Source organism: Nostoc sp. (genome assembly GCF_036917535.1).
In the GTDB taxonomy this organism is placed as follows: Bacteria; Cyanobacteriota; Cyanobacteriia; order Cyanobacteriales; family Nostocaceae; genus Nostoc.
Genome location: NZ_JBALDA010000082.1, coordinates 72,692 through 90,479, shown reverse-complemented (window position 1 = coordinate 90,479; position 17,788 = coordinate 72,692). Strand labels below are relative to the sequence as shown.

General features: G+C 42.1%; 14 protein-coding genes and 1 pseudogene. 6 read left to right on the top strand and 9 right to left on the bottom strand.

Annotated elements, in window-relative coordinates:
• Positions 1–39 precede the first annotated feature (39 nt).
• Positions 40–210 (top strand): hypothetical protein, encoded by a 171-nt coding sequence (locus V7K56_RS26290; RefSeq protein ID WP_334915141.1) that lies wholly within the window; start codon positions 40–42, stop codon positions 208–210.
• Between the two features lie 178 nt (positions 211–388).
• The gene (locus V7K56_RS26285) at positions 389–763 is read left to right on the top strand and encodes a hypothetical protein (RefSeq protein ID WP_334915138.1); all 375 of its coding nucleotides are present in this window, start codon (positions 389–391) and stop codon (positions 761–763) included.
• A gap of 119 nt (positions 764–882) precedes the next feature.
• Here the strand turns inward: V7K56_RS26285 and V7K56_RS26280 are convergent, their stop codons facing one another.
• The 4 genes from V7K56_RS26280 to V7K56_RS26265 are packed head-to-tail and all read right to left on the bottom strand — an operon-like array spanning position 883 to position 5,705.
• The gene (locus V7K56_RS26280; protein ID WP_334915136.1) at positions 883–1,653 is read right to left on the bottom strand and encodes a DUF928 domain-containing protein; all 771 of its coding nucleotides are present in this window, start codon (positions 1,651–1,653) and stop codon (positions 883–885) included.
• A gap of 12 nt (positions 1,654–1,665) precedes the next feature.
• The gene (locus V7K56_RS26275; protein ID WP_334915134.1) at positions 1,666–4,044 is read right to left on the bottom strand and encodes a CHASE2 domain-containing protein; all 2,379 of its coding nucleotides are present in this window, start codon (positions 4,042–4,044) and stop codon (positions 1,666–1,668) included.
• 23 nt (positions 4,045–4,067) lie between these two features.
• Complete coding sequence (locus tag V7K56_RS26270) at positions 4,068–5,033, bottom strand: DUF1822 family protein (protein WP_334915132.1); 966 nt, start codon at positions 5,031–5,033, stop codon at positions 4,068–4,070.
• A gap of 33 nt (positions 5,034–5,066) precedes the next feature.
• Complete coding sequence (locus V7K56_RS26265; protein ID WP_334915130.1) at positions 5,067–5,705, bottom strand: sigma-70 family RNA polymerase sigma factor; 639 nt, start codon at positions 5,703–5,705, stop codon at positions 5,067–5,069.
• 222 nt (positions 5,706–5,927) lie between these two features.
• Here V7K56_RS26265 and V7K56_RS26260 point away from each other — a divergent pair, with 222 nt between their 5' ends.
• The 4 genes and pseudogenes from V7K56_RS26260 to V7K56_RS26250 all read left to right on the top strand — a co-directional run.
• On the top strand, positions 5,928–7,409 hold the full coding sequence (locus tag V7K56_RS26260) for a site-2 protease family protein (protein ID WP_334915128.1): 1,482 nt from the start codon (positions 5,928–5,930) through the stop codon (positions 7,407–7,409).
• A gap of 98 nt (positions 7,410–7,507) precedes the next feature.
• Positions 7,508–8,512, top strand: coding sequence for a helix-turn-helix domain-containing protein (locus V7K56_RS26255; protein WP_334915126.1), 1,005 nt, complete (start codon positions 7,508–7,510; stop codon positions 8,510–8,512).
• A gap of 98 nt (positions 8,513–8,610) precedes the next feature.
• Positions 8,611–9,135: an AMIN domain-containing protein gene (locus V7K56_RS37250; protein WP_442940183.1), complete on the top strand. Its 525-nt coding sequence runs from the start codon at positions 8,611–8,613 to the stop codon at positions 9,133–9,135.
• Positions 9,125–10,168, top strand: a pseudogene (locus tag V7K56_RS26250) (TonB-dependent siderophore receptor); the annotation flags it as partial. The gene V7K56_RS37250 and the pseudogene V7K56_RS26250, both read left to right, overlap by 11 nt.
• Positions 10,169–10,418: 250 nt before the next feature.
• Here the strand turns inward: V7K56_RS26250 and V7K56_RS26245 are convergent.
• The 5 genes from V7K56_RS26245 to V7K56_RS26225 all read right to left on the bottom strand — a co-directional run bounded on the left by V7K56_RS26245 (position 10,419) and on the right by V7K56_RS26225 (position 17,691).
• Positions 10,419–11,678, bottom strand: a complete 1,260-nt coding sequence (locus tag V7K56_RS26245; RefSeq protein WP_334915124.1) for a glycoside hydrolase family 10 protein — start codon at positions 11,676–11,678, stop codon at positions 10,419–10,421.
• A gap of 53 nt (positions 11,679–11,731) precedes the next feature.
• Positions 11,732–13,042, bottom strand: coding sequence for a nitrogenase iron-molybdenum cofactor biosynthesis protein NifN (gene nifN / locus V7K56_RS26240; RefSeq protein ID WP_334915122.1), 1,311 nt, complete (start codon positions 13,040–13,042; stop codon positions 11,732–11,734).
• Positions 13,042–14,436 carry a nitrogenase iron-molybdenum cofactor biosynthesis protein NifE gene (nifE, locus tag V7K56_RS26235; protein ID WP_334915119.1) on the bottom strand — a complete coding sequence of 465 codons (1,395 nt, stop codon included), beginning with the start codon at positions 14,434–14,436 and terminating at the stop codon, positions 13,042–13,044. The genes nifN and nifE overlap by 1 nt, the downstream gene beginning before the upstream one ends.
• A 553-nt stretch (positions 14,437–14,989) precedes the next feature.
• Positions 14,990–15,967, bottom strand: a complete 978-nt coding sequence (nifH, locus tag V7K56_RS26230) for a nitrogenase iron protein (RefSeq protein ID WP_334915117.1) — start codon at positions 15,965–15,967, stop codon at positions 14,990–14,992.
• Positions 15,968–16,557: 590 nt separating this feature from the next.
• Positions 16,558–17,691, bottom strand: coding sequence for a substrate-binding domain-containing protein (locus V7K56_RS26225; RefSeq protein WP_334915115.1), 1,134 nt, complete (start codon positions 17,689–17,691; stop codon positions 16,558–16,560).
• Positions 17,692–17,788 lie beyond the last annotated feature (97 nt).

The window sequence follows — 17,788 nt, the reverse complement described above, 5'->3', positions numbered from 1 at the left end:
TCGTCAGATTGTAATCTGGGTTTTTTTCATCGGACTACAATGCCATTGCATCAACTGACAATGCCATTGTTGCGGCTGACAACGCCATTGCATCGATTTACAATGCGATTGTATCAATTTACAATGCGATCGCATCGCCTGACAATGCCATTGCATCGATTTACAATGCGATTGTATCGCCTGACAATGCCATTGCATCGGCTTGCATAATTTACAGCAGTTTTCATGTTTTTAGACCACACTCTTGATTCCTCTGTGCGCTTGGAGCGGCTTTGCGTGAGATAAAAAAGATGTGGTACATTTACCCGAAAATAGCTGTAAAAGCCTCCTGTTAGCTTTAGAGTTGTAATGGGCATATTAAATGTATACTTTATTACGGTATACATCTATGCCTACCCAAGATACAACACGCCGTTTGCCTCCTCAATCAATTAGTCAAGATATTACTTCATTGCACGGTTTTCAAACCATCAGCACATACAATACAACCCGTGCTGATGCCTCTGCTGCAAACTTACAGCAAGCTTATCAAACTATGTTGAGTTTTCAACAAGCCGAAATCGAGAAACTAACTTTATACCGTGCTGCCTCTGATGCTGCGCGATTAGCAGAATGGGAATTTCACAATGCTGTATTAGCGATGAAAGAAGTTGTGCGCGGGCAGTATGGGTCAGACAGCGATCAAGCTCAAGCAGTTGGACTAAAGAAAAAATCAGAGCGCAAGCGTTCTAACCGTAAAAAGTCAGTTGCGGCTGCAAGTTAATCAACTTAACCATTAAGTAAGCATAGAGCATCGCTGACTTTTCTCGAAAGGCGATCGCTCTTTACTGCTAATTCTGGCGTTGCATAGTTGCAGGATTTATCTCGCAACTATGCAACGCCCTAATTCTCTAAATTGCAGCACTCTACTTTTGGTTCAGTTGCAAAATCATTTAAACCAACAGCTTGCAACAACGCCGTCCAAGAAGTATTTTGCGAATTGGGGCGACGCAATTCACTAGCAACGCTCAACGCATCATACCAAATACCATTAGCCGCATAAAGGTTTACTTGCTGGCGTGGTGTTGCTTTTTCCAATTGAGTTTTCAAAGTAGGCTTTAGTTGCTCCCGTTTTACATAGCCTTCAACATAAGCAAAAGGTTGGTTATCCTTCTGACAGTAGATGTTAAAATACCAACGATACCGCTTACCTATCTCTAAAGGTGCTGCTTTTGAGGGCAAACGAAAGCTAACAACTCCTGGTGTCCCCGTTAAAGAAGTTTTGTAAGTAGTCTGATGTTCTGCTTCATCTTCTAGCACAAACTCTCCAGTTGCAAAGTCGGATGCATAAGGAACATAGAATAAGAAACTAGGATGCTCTGCGATCGTTGTTCCAAACACCAATTCTGAGTTTGAATAAATAGGTACTAAAGCTGTGAGCCGCTTTTGAGAAGAAGTCATGGGCTTATTTATATCCTGACTACAGCCACGGCTACCTGCTTCTCCTCGCTTCCCTGGTTCGCCGATGTCTGGTGGTGGGGGCGGCGCAGCGAAAATCAGTGATTGATTTATTTGTCCTTTGGGGTTTTCAGGCTGTGCCTGCACTTGCATACAGCTAAGGAGTGATAAACTAATGGCGAGGAAAAGTTGAATCTTTTGCACAGATAATTTCATTTATTTTATGCCTCAAGTTGTAGAAATCAGTTGTCGCTGACCTTGTTGTGTAGATAGGTAAATCACTACTGTGCTACCAGTAAGCACTAAAACTAAGGTTGACGGAACTAAAGGAACCCAAATGCCCTGATCAAAGAAAATTAAGCAAAGAATGTATAAGCCTCCAAGTACGCCTCCTGCCGTTACTAATAGATATAGTCTTGATCGATAGCGCCAAGTGATTGACTGCGATACAGCGTAGCCGAGTGTCTGCGACACGGCTGCGCCGAACGCACTTCCAACTACAGACCAACTCCAAATCCATAACACTTCAACCCAAACAGGTAAAACTGATATCAAAGGTCGGCCATCAAGCGCAGCACTCACGATCTGACTCACCATTTGCGCTTGTAGAATCACTCCTGGTACTTCCTGAGAAAAACCCTGTTCGGTCATGTAGGGGGTAGGACTATAATCACGGAAGCTTTGGGCAGTAGTACCAATGAGAACAATTCGGTCTTTGACTTGTTCGGGGTTGACTTTTCCTCTAAGAACATCTGTGAGTGTGACTTTAGGGGCAATTTCTAAAGGTGAACCTTGGTAAGAGCGGTAGTTAAGCAATATTTGATAGCCCCCTATATCCACTTTTTGATAACCTCCCATCTGCGATCGCAACCGTTTGAAAACGATGTTACCTAGCTGCAAATCTCCTTGGGGATATTTCGCAATAATCCCTTTTTTCTTCTTCAAATAGTGAAATGCCAGTTGGGCATTCAGGGCATACTGTGTAGTACAAGGAGACGTTGGGTCAGCTGGCCCTATTGCCAATAAATGACGACGCAAAACATTGTCTGAGTCTAGAACAATATCACTAAATCCTTGGCGTTCTGGTGGAACTCCTTTTGGGGGTGAAACTCCAGGATAGTTTTGGGTGCGATCGCTAACTTTGCAAATTGCAAAGAAATTGTCATCAGTTTTCCAACGAGTGGTTAAAGAGGACTGGTTGGGTTGTACCGGTTCATCACGATAAATATCCAAGCCAATGGTTCGCGCTTTGTACTGTGCAAGTTTATCTAACAGTCGCGCCAGTGCAAGATTTGACAGTGAGCCACTTCTTTGCTTCTGCTCTGGGAGGTCAAGATCGTCTTCAGTTACAGTGACGATCAATAGGCGTGAATCTTGCTTTTCCTGTGGACGCGATCGCATAAATTTGTCATATAAGAGCAACTCCCATGTTTGCAATCCTCCTTGATGTCTTACCCCCAGTACACCAACAGTTATCAGTAAGCTCAACAGTAGCAAGCTTCCAAGGCGGCGAATGTTGGGAATTCGCGGCTTTGCCCAAGTCATTGGTACTACAGTATGATGTTCGCTAATTACTGGCAACCAACTTGCACCGGGATATTCCTTTTCTATTCCTTTGAGCCTTTGTCTAGCAGTGCGAACCGCAGCATATATAGATTGTCCTGATGAAAAAACCTCTAGAAAATGCTTTAAAAATTTTTGAGCTACCTTATCTGGTACTGGTTCCCGCATGACAATAATTTGGGGAATCTGTAAATCTTGTAGTTCTCGCGCTAATCCTAATCCATCACAAGAGTTGAAAATTGCCAATTGTAACCCGTTGGCAACAGCATTTCTCAGGGCATATCTGAGTTCATCAATTGTTAATTTATCTGTTTTATTAATATAAATGCAACCAGCTTCACCCTCACTGTTGCTATGACCTGCAAAAAATAAGATATTCCAAGGTTGTTTCCACAATTTGTCGTCGATGTCTGAATATTCAGGTTCTACTAAAAAAGTTGTAGTCACACCAGGTAATTTCTCTAATAACTGGCGGTCTTGCTCTACATCAATACCGTCACTATTGCCTAAAAGTGCCAAAATTCTAATTTTATTTCTGCTTATGGATGTCTGCAATGTGGCTGTTACTGGTTCTGATTCTGGAACACTGAGAACAACTTCAGCTTTCGGGTAATCTCGATCTATCAAATCCCACAAATGCCAGGGAAGTTTTTTGAGTTGCAAACAATGAGTGCGAATCAACACCCGCACTTCTTCATCTGGCATCAAGTGTTTGAGCCATTTTTCCCGCACGGGACGAAAAGATTCTGATAACAACCAGTTATTCAGATGCTCCCGCACCTCACTAGCTTTTGTATTGCACTCCTGACGTCGCTGGGAAATAGAACCATCGTAAATAATTTTTTTGGCTTTGATGCGGGTAAATTTCCACAAGCTGCGATATGTGGATTGCCATTGGTCAATTGCTGTTGCCATATCTAGATTGGAGGGTAGCTTGCCAGTAATTTCTGTAGTCGGGCGTTTGCCCTCTTCTCCAATCTCCAGCGTTACCTGCACGCCTAAGTGCAAATCGCCATCTAGCTTCAGCACAACTAACTTTCTCATTGGCAGTACCCCTGCTGTTTTTCTTAACAAATGACAAAATTTTCTGTGATGCTGATATCTCCCAGAACAAGTTTAACGCTGAAACGTTCTCCCACTTCACAACTAAATTCCAATTGAATATTTTTATTGCTGCTTCTTGTTTGAGCTTCTATTACAGATGCTCCTTCAAAATCTAGCACCATTAGATGAAGATTTGGTGGCAGATAATCTTGTCCATTTGTCGGATGTAATTCTACGATAATGTCTATTTCTTCCTCGTTATCTGGAGGTAAGGTAACGACTAAAACCACTGCACGTTTGCTCAACAACTCTCCTAAATCAATCAACTTACCCCGACTAAGAAAAGCACCATTGCTACTTCTTAGACTCCAAGCTGAATTGACACTTTGAGTGCCCAAAAGAGTCTCAACCTCTTGCCAACCAGCTTCAAAAATATTCTCCAACCATTGCTTCAAATTAACTAAATTATGATTATAGTCCAGTGAATTATCGGCTATTTCAGCAACCTGTAATTGAGAAAGTTCTTCTAAATACTCCAAGAGATTGTCTAAAGGTTGTAATTGGTTAATGGGTAATAAATCAGTTTGTACTTGCTTGACAAATCCCAGCAGCGTTGCTTCTCTAAATGATTTGCCAATTTGCACAGCTACATAGCCAATTCGATTTGACTGTACTTCCGGCGGCACATAAACAAATTGTGCATCTGACAATACTGGACGACATTCTAATAAGCCTAAGTTTTTTAGCGACAAATCAGCAATATCCATAAGTGTCTGTTGGATGACATTCCAACTATCACTTTTATTCAAGTCTGTCTCAAATCCCATGCAACATAGATAATAATTTACGAAAGACACAGACAAAGTATTGAGATAAACTTGTTCGCCTTTTGCTTGCGTGGCTTGTTGTCTGCGTAACTCTTCTGCTCGATGTCTTCCATCCACAGGTATTGGTGCTGAAAATGTTAAAACGTTGATGATTTTGCTCATATTTTTGCCTAGCTGATTAGATGATATGAAACATTAAACATATAAATATTCATGAAATTTAGTAGCAAATTTTTTTAAACAACGTTGGTAAAAACTATGAAGAGATGTGATTCCAATACCCCATTCTGCCGAAATCTCTTTCCAGGAAATGCCAGAACACCTTCTTTTTGCTATAGCTTGAAAATTTGCCTCTGGATGACCTTTGATATGTTCCTTGCAAAAAATTAATTCTGGGTCAGTTTCTATACATTCTCTTACTTGTTCAAATAAAGATATAGATTGAGAGGAGGGTATATTTTCCAAATGAGAGTTTTCGATATTTATTTCATTTTCTTTGCCGATAATTTTGGGTATAGCCTCTGGAAAAAAACGTTTAGTTAATAGCATATTTATCCAAATCATCACTTCACCACGTTCTGGGTCATACTTATTAATATTGTTATCTTGACAAAGATAGAAAAATAAATTTTGTACTGCTTCATCATAGATATCTTGATAAAGTAGTTGAAATTGACCTTTATAAGGACGAACAAGCTTACCTGATTGCCAAATAGCATTAATCAAACGTGTTAAGGCTATTCGCTTTTCCTTAGTTAGGTGTGTGTATTGTTGGGCTGCGATCGCTAAGTCTTTAAGTTGTTCATCTAGTTGTTTTCTCCAGTTATTACTCATAAAAGACCTCGAATCAGAACGTACTAAGTTGCAAATTCATCTATATCTCATGTATTGATCGCGACTTTTACACAAACCAACCATAATTGTTACAAAACTTTGTGCTTTATCACTACGCTAAGCGGGATAATTTGGGCAGACGACAGGCGGCGTTATAAATTAATAAGTGTATCTGCAATACCGGACTTGTTCTGGCTTAGTCTCAATAGCAAAGGTTTGGAGATGTTCACTTTATCAGAAACTTCTATTCTGGCAGCAATCCTACTGGTAGCTTTAGGCATTTTGGGCTGGGGCTTTTATCGCGCCAGACCTTTTGGTAAGCTGGGAATCTTAGCCTGGTTACAGTCGGTGGTGTTGATGACTCCTTGGCTCTTGTTTTTCGGATTGTTTGCCGTAGGGATTTACATCAATATAGCGGGTATATTGTTCTTAGTGGTGACATCCGCCGGATTGTACGTCTATTTGAGCAGACAGTTACGCGCAGCTGGGCAAGATGCCATCCTCAAGCAACGCGCAACCGAAAGACTGGCTGCTGCTGACTCACCTGAAGCAAATTCTCCACAATTAGCAGTCGCAGAACTGAAAGCGGAGATTCCACCAATACCGGAAGATGACTTGAATGCAATTAAAGGCATTTTTGGTATCGATACATTTTTTGCCACAGAAACCATCGCCTACCAAGATGGAGCTATTTTCAAAGGCAATTTGCGAGGAGAACCAGAAGAAACTCACAACCGTCTAACTGCAAGTTTACGGCAACGCCTTGGCGATCGCTATCGTCTGTTTTTAGTGGAAAATGCAGATGGCAGACCTGTGGTAATTGTCCTACCAAGCCGTAACGATCCCCGGCCGATGTTGTTATCGCAAAAAGTCTTTGCAGGTATTCTGTTGATAGCAACTATTGCTACTAATTTAGAAGCTGCGGGATTACTGCTGAATTTTGATTTTTTTGGCAATCCAGGTCGGTTTCAAGAAGCTTTGCCCATAGGCACTGGAATATTTTCGATTTTAGTAGCTCACGAAATCGGTCATTGGTTACTTGCCCAGCGTCACCAAATTCGCCTTAGCTGGCCCTTCTTTCTACCGGCAGTGCAAATTGGCTCCTTTGGTGCAATTACTCGCTTTGAGTCTCTATTGCCCAACCGCAAAGTATTATTTGATATTGCCTTAGCCGGGCCAGCCGCAGGTGGTATTGTCTCTTTGGTAATGCTGGTAACGGGCTTGCTGCTTTCGCACCCAGGTAGTTTATTTCAATTGCCAAATCAGTTTTTCCAAGGGTCGATTTTGGTGGGAAGTTTGGCGCGAGTTGTCCTTGGTTCGGCGTTGCAATCATCCCTGGTAAGTGTTCATCCCCTAGTGATAATTGGTTGGCTGGGGTTAATTATCACCGCTTTGAACTTAATGCCCGCAGGACAACTAGATGGTGGACGGATTATGCAGGCGATTTATGGACGCAAAACCGCACGACGGGCAACGATCGCAACTTTAATTTTACTGGCACTAGTGTCTCTCGGTAATATGATTGCCATGTACTGGGCGATCGTCATTTTCTTATTGCAACGGGATCAAGAACGCCCCAGTTTGAATGAAATCACTGAACCTGATGATGCTAGAGCCGCTTTGGGGCTTTTGGCTCTATTTTTGATGATTACCACGCTTCTACCCCTAACTCCCGCCTTGGCTGGGCGTTTGGGAATAGGATAATGTTCTGAGTCGAATGGCACTAAAATCAGATGAAGAGAGCTTAATAAGATAATTTTTTATTAAGAGTTGAAGCTTTTTATCTGCATTGAAGTGCCAGCATGACTATCACTATTTCATGGCAAGCCTATTGGGAACTATTTCAGGAGACAATCGAACGTTCTCAACACCCAGATCCTGATGATGCAATGGATGTGGTTTATAAATACCCGCAACCTTTGGGACAGGGTTATTTGCGACAAATTGAGTTGCGAGAGGGCTTGATATTGAGCATCCTCAACTTACAACTGAGCGATCGCCTAATCATCCAAGCCCCTGAACGCGAACATGGTTTTGAGTGGAACTTTAATTTTACCGGACAATCCCAGAATAAACTTGCTGCGATCAGTGATGGACAATACATTTTTTATGGGAGTGGTTTAGCTCCTAAAGAGACAATAGATTGTGGTATACAGCCCGCTCTAGGTGTGGGTTTTGAAATAGAACCTGAAGTATCGAATCAACTACTGCGCTCCTTTGTTGGCGACCCAGACGGGGAATCACCGTCAGAATTACAATCGTTGATTCGACAGTCTGATCAGGAGTATTGCTGCCGTTCTGGAACTGCTACACAAGCCATGCAGACTGTAGCAAGACAAATCTTGCAATGTCCCTATAGGGGTACTGCTAAACGGATGTATCTAGAAGGCAAAGTTTTGGAGTTGATGGGAATCTTGGTTGCACAGGAAGTTGAAATCCAAAATGGCAACAGCAACCCTCTCCCCCTGAAACCAGATGTGGTAGACAGAATTCACCTTGCCAGAGAAATTTTATTGCAACAGTTAGATAATCCACCTTCGTTAATAGAATTAGCACGACAGGTAGGTTTAAATGACTATCTCCTCAAGCAGGGATTTCGTGCCTGTTTTGGCACAACAGCATTTAGCTACCTGCATCACTATCGCCTAGAACAAGCACATCACCTCTTAAAGACAAAAAACATGAAAGTATCAGAGGTCGCTAAAGCCGTTGGGTTTGTTAACCAAAGTTACTTTGCCGCAGCCTTTAGAAAAAAATTTGGTTTACCCCCCAAGGAATATCAGATCCAGCAGAAAAAATCCGTCTAGCGTTCAAAAAAAATCCGTCTAGCCTCTAAAACGCCTTGAAATCACACCAGATTATGCTGTACTGTTTTTGACAATTCTTCTCAGTTTTTGTGTGAGTGATGTTGAAATTGTGGCTGCGATCGCTATCCTTTCTCGTAAGCGTGGTTTCCGTTTTTGGTGTTCCACCCACATTGGCAGAAGTCGTTAATCAGGTTTCAACAGCAAGCAATGAGTTACCAATTGCTACGATTCGTCGTGTGCATAACCTTCAACGTCCGGCGATGACGGTTAAAGAATGGCTGTCTCAGAGTGAATCTGGAAATAATCAACCAGCAGAGATAGTTCAAGTTACGGGAGTCAAGGCAAATCCCACCGATAAGGGTGTGGAGGTGATTTTACAAACTTCCCTTGGGCAACAGTTGCAACTGGTAAATCGCAGTACTGGCAATAATTTTATTGTTGATATTCCCAACGCGCAATTGCGCTTGCCTAATGGTAAGTCATACACATTCCGCTCTGACAAGCCAATAGCGGATCTTCGTGAAATAACAGTTACTAATATTGATGCGAATACTGTGCGAGTGACGGTGATGGGTGAGAAAGCCTTGCCTACAGTTGAGTTATTTGATGATAATAATTGGTAAATTCTCAACTGGCTCAATTAAACATCAATTACTATTTGGAGTCGATCTCAGTCGCTCGGATGTCATTGATTCGAGTGGAGTTTCTGGCACTGCGCCATCGCTTGACCTATTCAATCCAGTGTATGGTCAACCGTTAGATCCTCTCGACCAGAAATTTAGTAGTACTTCTGTAACCGATGCACTAGGGGTTTATGTTCAGGATCAGGTGACGTTGACTGATAATTTGAAGTTACTACTGGGTGGACGGTTTGACATCTCCACCTCTACAAGTCGAGATGAGCTTGCCAACACAGAATCCAGTCAAGCGGATGATGCCTTCACTCCTCGTGTTGGCATTGTCTATCAACCCATAGAGCCGATTTCCCTCTATGCTAGCTACAGCCGCTCCTTTACCCCAAACAGTGGAACGGATTTTGAGGGCAATCTATTCCAACCAGAACGCGGGACTCAATACGAAGTAGGAATCAAAGCAGATATCAGTGACAAACTTTCTGCAACCCTTGCCTTTTACAACCTGACCAAATCCAATATCTTAACAGAGGACATTAGACCCGGTGTACCCCCAGGTGAATTTTCGATTCAGATTGGAGAACAGCGTAGCCGAGGCATTGAACTCAATCTGGCAGGTGAGATTTTGCCAGGATGGAATATCTTTGCGGGCTATGCCTACACCGATGCCCGAATTACAGAGGATAATAACCTTCCAGTAGGTAATCGATTGTACAATACGCCGGAGAATGCCATTAACCTGTGGACAAGCTATGAAATTCAAAAAGGTTCTATGCAAGGCTTAGGGTTTGGTGTGGGATTTTTCTTTGTAGGAGACAGACAGGGTGATTTGGAAAATACCTTTAAAGTGCCCAGCTATGTCACTACGGATGCTGCCATTTTCTATAAACGAGGGCAGTTACGCACACAGATCAATTTTAAAAATTTATTTAATGTGGACTACTTTGAGGCTACCCGTGACAATCTGCGTGTTTTCCCCGGTCAGCCATTCACTGTGCAGGGTACGATTTCGTGGGAGTTCTGATCTTTCCTAGCTCTCCTCAAAGGAACCTAACCATTCAAAGTCTACTGTTTGAATGGGGAAGGAGGAGCGATGGTAAGACAAATTGGCTAAGTTAGTGAAGCGATGTGTTTATGGACAAGTTGTTAGGACTTACGCACTTAGAACGTAAGATTGCTACTCTTAGCTATCGCTGCGTATGCCTTTCAGGCACGCTACGCGATCGCAATGACACAATTTGATTGCGGTGCGTAAGTTCTAGTTGTTAAAAAAATCAACTAGAGGGTTTCCAACCTGTGAGCAAATTCGGGTAAGCCGTTGGTGTGGTGAAGATTTCCTGGAAGCCAGACCGACGCTTGATAGCTGTTTCTTGGCTCAGGTTCCATAGGGTTTCATAGAAAAAGAAGGAAACTCCGGCAAAGTTGCGATTGCGTACTTTTTGCACTCGTGTCTGAATCTGTTGTATGGGTATTGCTCTGTTTTTTAAACCAGCTAAAATGCCGATACTCACAGGGATGTGAGTTTGTGCTGCTTTGACTTCTGGATACTCTAATTCACTGATAAAGAAATTCAAGTCCTTACTATATACCTGTAATACCAACTCTTCAATCAGTCCCATCCGCTCCCATTTCTGCCAGTCTGCTAAAAGGAATTCATAAGAAAGACGTTGAGGATTAGGTGAAACGGAAACAAGACAGTCTTTTTTAGTGGCTTTGATGGCTGTAAATACCCGCTTCATAAAGTCGGTAATTTTGTTAGCTCTCCAACGTACCCATTCCGGGTCTTTAGGGTTCACAGAGGGAGCTTTACCACGGTGTTCTTTTTTGTATAACGCTACTGTGTAGGCATCGTAACCTAATTCTGATGGCAAGCCAAAATGGTCGTCAAATTGAATGCCGTCAATATCGTAGTTTTTGACGATTTCAACTATTAAATTTTGGATGAATTGTTGCACATCTGGGCGAAAGGGATTTAGCCAAACCCTGTCATGTGTGCCTTCTTTGACAATCCGTGTACCGTTGCTGCGATTGGTAAGCCATTGGGGACGATTTTTAGCTAAAAGCGAATCAGCAGGAGCCATGAAGCCAAATTCAAACCAGGGAATCACGGTTAACCCTTTTTTATGTCCCTCACTGACAATTTCTTTGAGCATATCTCGCCCTTGCAGTCCAGGTGTGGGATCGAGCGATCGCCCAATAACTTTGGCTGCAACTTTACTAGGATAAAGTGTATAACCCCAATTCCACACCGTAGGATAGACGGTGTTAAAGTTTAATTCATCAAGAGTTTGTAAGGCATTCTTCAAACGATCGCGCTCAAATAACACATCACTATCAATATTTGTTAACCACACTCCCCTTAATTCAGATGCTGGCTTTGACGGCAGATTAATTTGGGCGTTCAATGGGAACGACAACATTACCGTAGCGATCGTGCTTAAGGTAAGCATAACGACAAACAAAAGAGACTTTCGACTTTGGCGAATATTCCACCAACAAGAAAACTCAACACACCACTTTACAAACCTTTTCATCTTTATTTAAAATGTCTGTGTCACTCAAGGTAACATAGGCATGATAACTAATATTAATGCTTAACCTTTGTTTCCTGCTCTAAAAACAGATTGCCTATATCAAATAAAAGTTGCATAGTACCTCGATAGCCAACTTTGCTGAACTGACAATGATCTAAGCAGTCAAAAATGGGAATCCCTTGACGGTAAAGAGGAATTTTTAAGCGTTGAGCGATCGCTACTCCATGAGAGTTGGTAATTAGTAAATCAGACCCAACCGCCAATTGCTCAAAGTCTTCTAAATCGCCGATAGTGACGCTAGGAATCGGAAGTTTTTCGAGCAGAGGAAAGCGTGTTGTTGTCACTGCGGAGTGAATCTCAACTCCTAGCGATCGCAAAAAAGAAACTGTTGACCAAAGTAAATCTGGTTCCAGTGCCAAAGAAACTCGCTTGCAACCAAAGTAAAAATGATTCTCCAACATTACATATTGTAACTGACGGCGTTGACGGCGGTATTTCTCTGGTATTCTGACACCACTAATATCCGCCAATGCTTGCAGAAATTTATCTACTGCTGTTAGCCCCGTCAATTCACCAAATACTTCATAAGGTATATTGAATCTTTGCTCCAAAATTTGCGCCGCAGCCCGCATACTATCACCTAGTGCCAAAGTGAATACAGAATTGCCAATTGAGCGCAACTGTGCCAAAGTCGTACCATTAGCTGTAATAGCACTAGAAGAATCTTCTATATGAGCATCTAGTGAGCTAGAAAGGTCAGGTACAACAATAGGTACGAGTCCAAAAGAGGTGACAATATCTTTGATTTCCTGTATATCCCCTGGTGTGAAGGCAGAACTAGCTAAAATAGTAATTTGTGTAGGACAAGCGTCTTGTTTGCAGCTTTTTTGAGGAATTTCCCTAACTATACTCTCAACTGCACCAGCAAAGCCATCCTGTAATGTACCTTTGAAATCTGGTGTAGAGACAAACACAATTGGTAGATAATCTAGTTCTGGATGACGGTGGCGAATCTCTTTGACAAAACGTACCATGTCATCACCTCTGGTTTCCACCAGTCCAGTGCTACAAAGACCAATAATTTCTGGTTTGGATCTCTGCACTAAAGTCAAGATTGCTTGTTCAACTCTTTCCTCACCACCCAAAATGGTTGCAACTTCTGTCATTGCTGTACTGGAAAGGGGAATCGTCTGACGGAAGTGCTGTACCAATACCGCCTTAGTCAAAGCAGTACAACCTTGAGAACCGTGTAATAAAGGCATGATTCCCTTTAACCCCAAAAAGGCTAATACTGCACCCACAGTTTGGCTTTGCTTTAGGGGATTAACTGCAACAGATGTACTTGTAACGCTAATAATTGCCATCAAATGTTCTCCTCAGAAGAATTTTCTGCTGACCACGGGGCTGGCTGGTATACTTGCTCCCACACAGGGTTGTAAAAAGCGGCATACAGTTCTTGTGCTACCTCTAAGATTCCTATATACCCTGCATAAGGATGGTTGCGTTCTTGATTAATATCTAGGAATGGAATTTTAGCTGTGAGAGAGGTATCTTGATGGCGTTTATCAGCAATTAACATATCAGCCTGATTTTCATTAATTATCTGTAAAATTTCTTCAGGAGTATTTTGTTCTAAAATTATGCCATCTCGAGCCAACAAACTTTTGACTCTAATTTTATCCTCCTCAGTATTATCCTTAGTACTAATAGCAATAACTTCCATCCCCAATTTCTTAGCAGCAAAGATAATCAACCAACTCTTAAAACTTCCAATAGAAAGGATAATGCGCTTACCTTGTAATCGGGTAATATACAAAGCGAGTTTTTCATCTATTGCAGCAGTTTCTTCTACAATTAACTTTTCTGTACGTTCCTGCAAATCACAATTACCTAACTTTGTCGCAATATTCCTTAAACATTGATTGATTGATTCTATACCATAGATAGACTCTTCAATATAGGGAATGCCATATTTTTTTTCCATCCCTTTTGCCACGTTGATTAGTGCTTTGGAGGAGAATATGACGTTAAGTTGGGCACGATGAGCATAGCAAACTTCTTTGTAGACAGCATCGCCAGTAATTTTTGCCAAAACTTTGATACCTAATTTCTCGAATAATGGTAGAACATTCCATATTGCACCTGCGATATTATGTTCACCAATTAGGTTGATGTTGTATGGTGTACTAATCTCTGGTTCAGCTGTTCCAATAACGTGTTCTAGCATTGCTTCACCAGCAACACGGTTGCCCAAATTTTGGTTCCCAATGAATCCAGGACAATGTACAGGGATAGTAGGTATTCCTGTTTTCTCGGTGGCATTTTTGCAAACTCCCTCAATGTCATCCCCAATCAGGGCGGTGATGCAAGTGGAGTAAACAAATACCGCCGTCGGTTTGTACCGTCTTGTTAATTCTAAAATGCCTTTGTACAGCTTTTTAGCTCCACCGAAGATGATATCGTTCTCATCTATATCGCTGGTAAAGCGTATTTTGTATAGCATCGAACCAGAGGAGAGACTGTTGTAACTTCCCCAAATACTGGTAGCACAGCCACTTGGCCCGTGAACTACATGAGCAGCATCGGTGATTGGTACTAGGGTAATCATTGCACTATCAAAAGCACAACTCCCTTGAGTAGTTCCAGGTTGGGGTAATTGGGTGGAGGACTTTTTTTTCTTTTGTTTCTGCTGCTGAGGAGCATCTTCAGAATTGGAGTTACTGAGCGAATCGTTGATTTTTCCTGGGGTGGGATTCATTGGTTTGGTGACAATAGGTAGAAGTTATCAGATGTTAAGAGAATTTCCAAAAGCTTTCATAGGTTTTTATTTATTAATCGTGTATCTAAAGGATGAAATAAAAGGGAATGAGAAAAAGAATTTCCCATTCCCTAAAACATAAACACCAACTAGGTTAGAGAAGGAGAAAACAAAAACACTAACTAGACTATTAAAGTATTAATGTTGCTGTGTAGACTTTGAGAAAATAGTGTTAGCACGGTGAAGTTGAAACAAACAAAAGTTAAGATTGGCTATTCGATTACCTCCATTTTAAAGGATTTTTCAGGAGTGATGAGTGTTGAGTTCTGAGTAAGAAGTAATGAATAAGTAGTATTAATGAATCTTCCTACTCTTAGCCGAGGTATTCGCTACTCAAAACTAATTTGATGCTTAGTCGGTCTAATTTTACTTTTTACTCAGCACGGGCTAAACGCCCCGCTTCCGCTAACAGCACTATTTCGGTGAGAGGGTGGGCTATTTTTGCCCACCTGATATTTACTCTGTGTTTAGCACTTAAGTCTAAACAAGAACCTTATTTCTTCTCGCTACCGGAAACTATTTCTACGTTTCCTTTTTTCAATGCTTCTAATGCTTCACCTTGAGCGTCTTCTTGCTTTTTAGTAGCTTCTTCTTGAGCATTAGCTGTGGCAATCATTTTTGCAGCATTTTCTTCACTTTCGAGAATACCAAACTCAATCAACAACTCTTCTAACTCGTCCATTTCGATGGGTGTAGGAACAGCGAGATTTGTATTGTTGATAATCTTGTCTGCTAGTGTACGGTATTGATTAGCTTGGTTGCTGTCGGGTGCGTACTCGTTTACAGTCATCCGACGCAATTCGGCGTGTTGCACAATATTGTCACGGGGGACGAAGTGAATCATCTGAGTACTTAATCTAGCTGCTAGAGTGCTAATCAGTTCGTCTTCTCGGTCAGTTTTCCGGCTGTTACAAATTAGCCCACCCAAACGTACACCACCAGTGTGAGCATATTTGAGAACCCCACGAGCGATGTTGTTAGCTGCAAACATCGCCATCATTTCACCAGAAGTAACAATGTAGATTTCTTGGGCTTTACCTTCACGAATTGGCATTGCAAAACCACCACACACAACGTCGCCCAATACGTCGTAGGATACGAAATCTACGTCTGAATAAGCGCCGTTTTCTTCAAGGAAGTTAATAGCGGTGATGATACCCCGACCGGCGCAACCTACACCTGGTTCTGGCCCACCTGACTCTACGCATCTGATATCGCGGAAACCAGTAATCACCACTTCTTCAAGTTCGATATCTTCTACAGCGCCCCGTTCAGCAGCTAAATGCAGCACGGTAGTTTGAGCTTTACAGTGCAGAATCAAACGGGTGGAATCAGCTTTCGGGTCACATCCGACAATCAAGATCCGTTGACCCACTTCTGCCATAGCGGCTAGGGTATTTTGGGAGGTGGTAGATTTACCAATACCACCTTTACCGTAAAAAGCAATCTGTCTAATTTTTTCGTCGGACATGATAATTTATCCTGCAATTGTTTGTTTGGTGGGTCTGTCAGTTGATCAGGCGTTGACACATTGTGCCGGAGGTACTCGCGCTGTGAAATTACAGCAACGACCTTATGTAGAACGTTGTTGGAGGTGCTCGTTCTACACCAAAAAGAGTCCGAAGAAAGAACATATTCAAGTTTTGGTCAGTTTTCATTGGCCATTAGTCATTGTTTTTTCTGACTAATGGCTAGAGCGATAAGACATCACTTAAGGAATATTGCAAGTATTATCAGACACTCACTCAAATGATTTTTCTAGCGGTAGTAATACCAATTGGAAAAAAGAAAGCGACAAATAGACCATTTGTAGAGACGCAATTCATCGCTTCTTACCTAAGGATATGTTGCAGTCATGAATTGAATTGGTATTATACCAATTGGAAAAAAGAAAGCTACAGATTCCAAGCCGGAAACTCAAATTCAACCCGAATTATGAATTCAGCATTATCAGTTGTTGTAATCCCCTGAAGGTTGCTCATACCTCAAGAGTGGTTGCAGCAGGATTTAAATTTACGCCAAATTTTCCTTTAACCACACAACCAACCATTGCAATCCACTCTAAACAGTCGCGACAACTTCCCCGATTTTGCTGATATCGTAACCGCCGAGAATTTCAAATTGGGAGTGAACCATTCGATGTCCCAAAGTATTGAGTAACTGCTGTACAGATGCTTCTTCCAAATATTCCTTGAGAATCACCAAATCATATCGTGACTGATTTAAAGGAATAAATCCCAGCCCAAAAGCGGTAGCTACAGATCCCGTACTCATACCAGCATCAGCAACTCCTTCGACTACAGCTTGGGCAACATCTTGGTGAGTTTTGAGTATATTATCAAAGCCCTGAACAGCATCGAACGGTATCTGCTCTTTTTGGAGTGTTTGTTCCAAAAGCATTCGACTACCGGAACCTATTTCGCGGTTGACAATAGTCGCTCCCCCAGCCACTAAGTCAGTAACTGTTCTAATTCCCATTGGGTTTCCTGACTTCAATAAAAGTCCCTCCTCCCAGACACCAAGGGTAATCAAAACTGCTTCCCTGCCAGCCAGAACATCTCGAACAAAGGGAGTATTATACTCACTAGTTTCAGGATCGTACAGATGCATCCCAGCGATGTGCGCTTCACCTTTGCATAGACTGTGCAATGCAGCCATGCTATTGGCGAAGTTATATTGGACTCGCAATTGGGGATGCCAGCGTTCAGTGGCTCTTGCCCATAGTGAAATCACAGGGGCACAACCAGCAATCACAACGGTATTGTGGAGTGTGTCGAGATTATCGTCTAAAAGACGGACTCGAATTTTATTTGTACCTGTGCAAGTCTCACCCTCACCATCAGCCGGAATCATATCTTGGCGAAAAGCATCCTTACCAATCAAGGGATAAGCTATCCATTTTCCTCCCACACGAGCCATGCTAACTCGCAGTTGCTGACCATTAGGAACAGGTTTGGCAAGAACAGCTTCAATTTCAAGTAAATCCCGCTCTAACCAGAATAGATCCTCAACTTGACAGCCAAGCGCTTTGGCCAAACGAAGTGTTATGGCTACTGAGGGAGCATATTGTCCCGACTCTACACCACTAATAGTCTGACGAGTCACATTAGCGATGTTGGCCAAATCTTGTTGGCTCATGCCTAAACGAGTTCTAATCGACTTCAAGTTATTACGGAGGTCACTATCCTGCTTCATTGGCTTTGTCTCTTAGTTTTAAAAAGCCGTAGCGGATTTAACAAAACATCTGCCAAGGCGAAAGTCTTGTCTTTGAGTTTATATCATTTCTCTTTAA